Annotated in this window: 3 protein-coding genes and 1 pseudogene; 1 reads left to right on the top strand and 3 read right to left on the bottom strand. The window is 44.4% G+C overall.

Going from position 1 to position 5020, the window contains the following annotated elements; genetic code table 11:
- Positions 1–155: 155 nt before the first annotated feature.
- Together M3205_RS24830 and M3205_RS24825 are read right to left on the bottom strand one after the other, a co-directional pair.
- Positions 156–1493, bottom strand: coding sequence for an ABC transporter permease (locus M3205_RS24830; RefSeq protein WP_251172317.1), 1338 nt, complete (start codon positions 1491–1493; stop codon positions 156–158).
- Complete coding sequence (locus M3205_RS24825; RefSeq protein ID WP_251172316.1) at positions 1490–2179, bottom strand: ABC transporter ATP-binding protein; 690 nt, start codon at positions 2177–2179, stop codon at positions 1490–1492. The genes M3205_RS24830 and M3205_RS24825 overlap by 4 nt, the downstream gene beginning before the upstream one ends.
- 457 nt (positions 2180–2636) lie before the next feature.
- On the opposite strand from M3205_RS24825, the gene M3205_RS24820 reads away from it, so the two are divergent.
- Positions 2637–3944, top strand: a complete 1308-nt coding sequence (locus tag M3205_RS24820) for a uracil/xanthine transporter (protein ID WP_251172315.1) — start codon at positions 2637–2639, stop codon at positions 3942–3944.
- A gap of 30 nt (positions 3945–3974) precedes the next feature.
- Here M3205_RS24820 and M3205_RS24815 read toward each other — a convergent pair.
- A pseudogene (locus M3205_RS24815) lies at positions 3975–4634 on the bottom strand (aminoglycoside 6-adenylyltransferase); the annotation flags it as partial.
- Between the last annotated feature and the right edge of the window lie 386 nt (positions 4635–5020).

Below are 5020 nucleotides of genomic sequence, written 5' to 3'. Positions count from 1 at the left end.
TCCCGTTGAATTGGATTATGTTTAGAAAGCATATTAATCACCTCAAGCATTGTATTACTTCTATTTTAAATCAAAAAAGACTCCCGACAAGTACGATTTTCATCGAGTTTGTCGACAGTCTGAAAGCATCGCCACTGTGGGCGATGCTTTTTCTATTAGACTTCCCGTCTCAATGCCTTTAACACATCCACCTGTGTTGCGCGCTTGGCTGGACGCCAGCCGGAGAATATGGTGACGGTCAGGCAAATCGCTACACTGATCAGCGTCAGGGACCATGGAATATAGGAAAGCATGAGGCCCTCTGGCGGGGCTTCTTCAAATACTATTTCCAGCACGAGCGGAAGGGCCAGGTTGACTGCATAGCTGATTCCATAAGCGACAATGGTGCCAAATAGGGCACCAAGCAAGCCGATATAGCTGCTTTCCAGGACAAAAATCCGCTTGATTGTTTTCGGATGGGCACCGATTGCTTTCATAATGCCGATATCGGGGGCACGCTCCGTAACAGCCATGGTCATCGTATTATAAATACCGATAGAGGCAATGATCAAAGCTATTGTTCCGATGAAGAGAAGGCCAATTTTTAGGATCGTAAACACCATATTGATCTGCTTCATCTCGTTCACGATGGAATAAACCATATAATTGCCGTCTTTTAATGTTTCATTAATGCTTGTAACAGCCTCGACATCTTTAGCATATAGGCTGACTTTATCGTATGTTCTTCCAGTATCCACAGGAGCTTCTTCCATTTGCTCCGGATTGCCGGCAGGTGTGCCGGTGAACGTTTCCACTTCTTTAAAGAGGTCTTCGGAAATGAAGACCGTTTGGATCTGCAGCCATTCTTTAGAAGGCTTTTTCGTTACCCCGGTTATGGTTAGGGGAATGGACTTTTTGATTTCTTTGCCATCCTCCATTTTAATAACTTCCATTTCAAACTTCTTTCCTACTAGCTCACCCTTGTAGGCGTATTCCTCTTTCATGGAGCCATCCTCATTAAAGGCGTTTTCTCCTTCTTTCGGTTCCTTTGCCAGGTTGTCTGCAAAGGAGGAGCCCACTACTACTTCATTCTCTTTCTCAGGAAGCCTTCCTTCAGACAGTTCGAACCCTGCCTTCGCTTCTTCGGGAAAATAAGCCGAAACGGTTTCTGTTTGAACAGTATATTCCCCTGTTTTATAAGTCGGGGTTTGCTGCAGGGATTGCTTGCGGGTGACTGCTTTTACCCCGGTGATTTCTTTGAAATACTGGATATCTTTATCCTGGACGCCCTGATAATTTCCTTCGCCCTCTTCCTTGCCGTGAACTTGAATTTCGGTCACAAGACTGTCTTCCATTACATCCTGAATAATCGATTTATGCAGGCCGAATCCGACGGATGCCAGCACAATCAGAAAGGTACACCCAATGGCTGTAGCTAAAATTGTCATAAACAGCCTTGTTTTATTCTTTTTCATATTTTGTCTTACAAACCGGAATTGATCTTTCAATTTCATGCCATTACACCCTCCATAACCCTTCCATCTGTGATTTCAATTGTCTTATGGCCGATGGCTGCCACTTTTTCGTCATGAGTAATTATCAGAAACGTAATGCCCAGATCACGATTCAGCTCTTGAATAAACTGTAGCAGCTCGTTTTCTGTTTCACTGTCCAGGCTCCCTGTCGGTTCATCTGCAAGAATGAGAGGAGGATTGACAACGAGCGCCCGGGCGATGCTGACACGCTGCTGCTGTCCGCCGGAAAGCTCACTTGGATAATGATCCTTATACTCGCTAAGGCCAACACGCTTTAACGTTTCTTCGGTTTTCTGCTGTCTTTCTTTTTCTGTCATCCCTTTAAGAATGAGAGGGAGCTCGACATTCTGGTAAGCCGTCATGCTCGGAATCAGCTGAAAGCTCTGGAAGATGAATCCGAGACTCTTAAGGCGGAAATCAGAAAATCTGCCTTCGCTGTAGTCGCTGACCTTTTCACCCTGTATCCAGATCTCTCCTTTCTTCGGCTTAATAAAACCGCTGATGATATTCAAAAGAGTCGACTTCCCGGAACCGCTCCGGCCAACAATCGTAACAATCTCTCCTTTCTCCACTGAAAAAGAAACATCCTCCAATACAGGAATAACCGACTTCTTATCCTTCTTGCCAATCTCAAACGCATGGCTTAAATCTCTAACTTCTATCACACCATAACCTTCCTTCTAAAAAAGTCTCTGACATCTAGACGTACGAAACACCCCTTTCGGTTTCAAAAAATAAAAAAAAATTGGTGACAGGCACCACCCGAATTTTGTCGAATCAACTCCATAAGGTTTGAATGAATTGAATTTTATAAGAGGCAGGCTACTATGAAACTGCTGGTCCAGATCGGCATTCTACATATTTTCTACATTCATTTCAATACAATTTTTACTGAATATTATTTTTAAATTGGGATTTGTCTGTCCATATTTATAAATCTCTTATATAGAAAAGATTGCCTTCCCGCAGCACTTTTTTGATGAACCGGAGGCTTCCTGATCCTTTTTTGGTAAGCTTCGTCCATCTTCAAGAAAAATCCAAAGAAATTTTTCACGATTTGTACTATAATAATAGCTGGTTTATTTTTAGAGTAACGAAATAATAGAAAGAAGTGTTGGCAACTTGGATAAACGGTTTGGTACCGTGACGATATTTTCTTCTGTTCAATGGCTATTTTTCATTTTTGCAAATACCGTGATGGTCCCGATCTCAGTAGGAACCGTCTTCGGGCTTCCGGGAGAAACGATTGCGATGATGCTGAGAGCCTCGCTTATTTTTACGGGGCTGGCGACCATTTTTCAAGGCTGGATAGGGCATCGCTATCCACTCATGGAAGGCCATTCCGGCTTGCTGTGGGGAGTCATCCTAAATCTTGGGCTGTCGGCATCCTCCCTTGGCATGAGTTTTACAGAAATCGGTGGCGGAATTGCGACAGGGGTGATGCTCGCTTCGGGAGTCACGCTGATTCTCGCAGCATTCAACGGCATTTCACTGCTGAAGTCGATTTTCAGCCCGATGGTGATGTCCGTTTATTTGTTTCTATTAACCTTCCAGCTGATTTTCATTTTTTTCAAAGGTATGATGAAGGTCGGCGAGCAGGGCACCATTGATGTGCCGATTACGCTTTATTCCTTCGCCCTCGTCATTTTTGTGAGTTTATTAAAATTAAAAGGGAACGCGCTCATCAGTAATTTTTCAATTTTAATAGGATTGCTGGCTGGCTGGATTGGCTATGATCTCCTGTTTGCTGGTGAAGCGGTACAGGGGACGGCATCTGGAGAAGTGGGCTTTACACTCTTTCCGCTGGGACAGCCTAACCTGGAAATCGGAATTGTGGCAGTAGCATTCTTTGCGTGTCTGATGAACCTGAGCAATACAGTCGCTTCGATCAGTTCCGGTGACCGTCTGTTTAAAAAGGAATCCGGGAAACGCGAGTACCGCGGCTCGATTTTTATCACATCGGTCTTCACCGTGATTGGAAGCGGCTTTGGTCTTGTGCCGTATACGCCATTCACTTCATCGATCGGATTCCTGCAGAGTACGCGCGTATTGATGAGAACACCATTCTTCATTGGGGGAGCACTCTTAACTGTAATTGGCCTGGTTCCACACTTGGGCTCATGGCTCGCGGGCATGCCGGTAACAGTCGGGAACGCCGTGCTGTTTGTCGCGTATCTGCAGCTGTTCGGGACTGCTTTCAACAGCTTAAGCGGAAAAGTGTTCAACTCAGACACCATCTTCCGTTTAGCGGCACCCGTCTTGATCGGAATCAGTCTGATGAATACACCGTCTGCCGTGTTCGCCGAGTTCCCTGTATTGATTCAGCCATTCATTTCAAACGGGCTGCTGATGGGCGTCCTGATCTCCATTCTTCTGGAAAAAATGGTGAATTGGTCTGCTTTCGAACAACTTGAATTGAATAATAACTAGAAAAAATCCCCTGAGGAAGGGGATTTTTAAATAGATGGAATTTGCGTCTTCAGGCAGCCTGCGGACATGCTTTAAGAATCCAGTCACACGCTTATCATCTTCAAATGGGTACTCAAAGCCGAGCTTTTCTGCCACTTCAATAGCAGTATTTCTGAAAAGGGGGCACATGGTAAAAAGGGCATCCCAGATGTGTTCAAATTCGGCGTCTGAGTACGTAGCCTGAAACTGTTCCCAGTCCCCGGCAGGAAGAAAATCGGGATGATACTTGCCGGCTTTGCCTGCGCTTTTTGTAAAATCGGCTGCGATGCCGGCCTTCCATTCCAGCATGGTTATCAGCACATTGCGGTTGATTTGCTCGTGCATAAACATCGCGTATGTCAGCTCCCTGCGCCAGAGTCCTTTACTGACATTCATCTTAATCCACCAAAACTCATTGCACAGATCAGCAAACTCCTTCACATCCGGCATCTTCATCATCACTTGCTCGCCAAACACGTCCACCCAGCTATGATCACAGGTAAAGGACTCCATTTCCCTCACGATATACACAATGTCATAATCCTGAAAGATATCTTTCTTTACGTTAGGATTCGCGCGCGATCCATTTAAAATAACCGCACGGACGCGATCATCATCCTTGGCAGCTGTTAAAATCATATTCATCATCTCGGTTTCGGTTCTTGACTTCATATGGCCTCCTGATTGTTTGGTTATACTATTAAGTTACTTTTATTAGGAGCGAATTCCTGTTGGGGGCTCTTAATTATGCCTATCTTTGTGAAGTATGTCTATTTAACTGTTACGGCTAGGATTAACTCCCGTTTTTGCAGGTGCTTGTCCCATTTGGTAGGTAAAGAGCAGGAATTAACTCCCGTTTTTTCAGGTACCTGTCTCGTTTGGTAGTTTAAGAGCGGGATAAACTCCCATTGTTGCGGATGCCTGGTCAAGACCATATAATTGTGTAAAAAGAAAATGAGTCAAATTAATTCCTTTGGTCAACAATGTTATCAGCTACGAAAAACAAGTTGGAGGAATTAATTATGACTCAATTACAGTTTAACCTAAATCTTGACAAT

This window comes from Cytobacillus firmus, from assembly GCF_023715565.1.
Classification (GTDB): Bacteria; Bacillota; Bacilli; order Bacillales; family Cytobacillaceae; genus Cytobacillus; species Cytobacillus firmus_C.
Note: the sequence above shows the minus strand (reverse complement) of the source record. Positions and strands in the feature narration are given on the sequence as shown.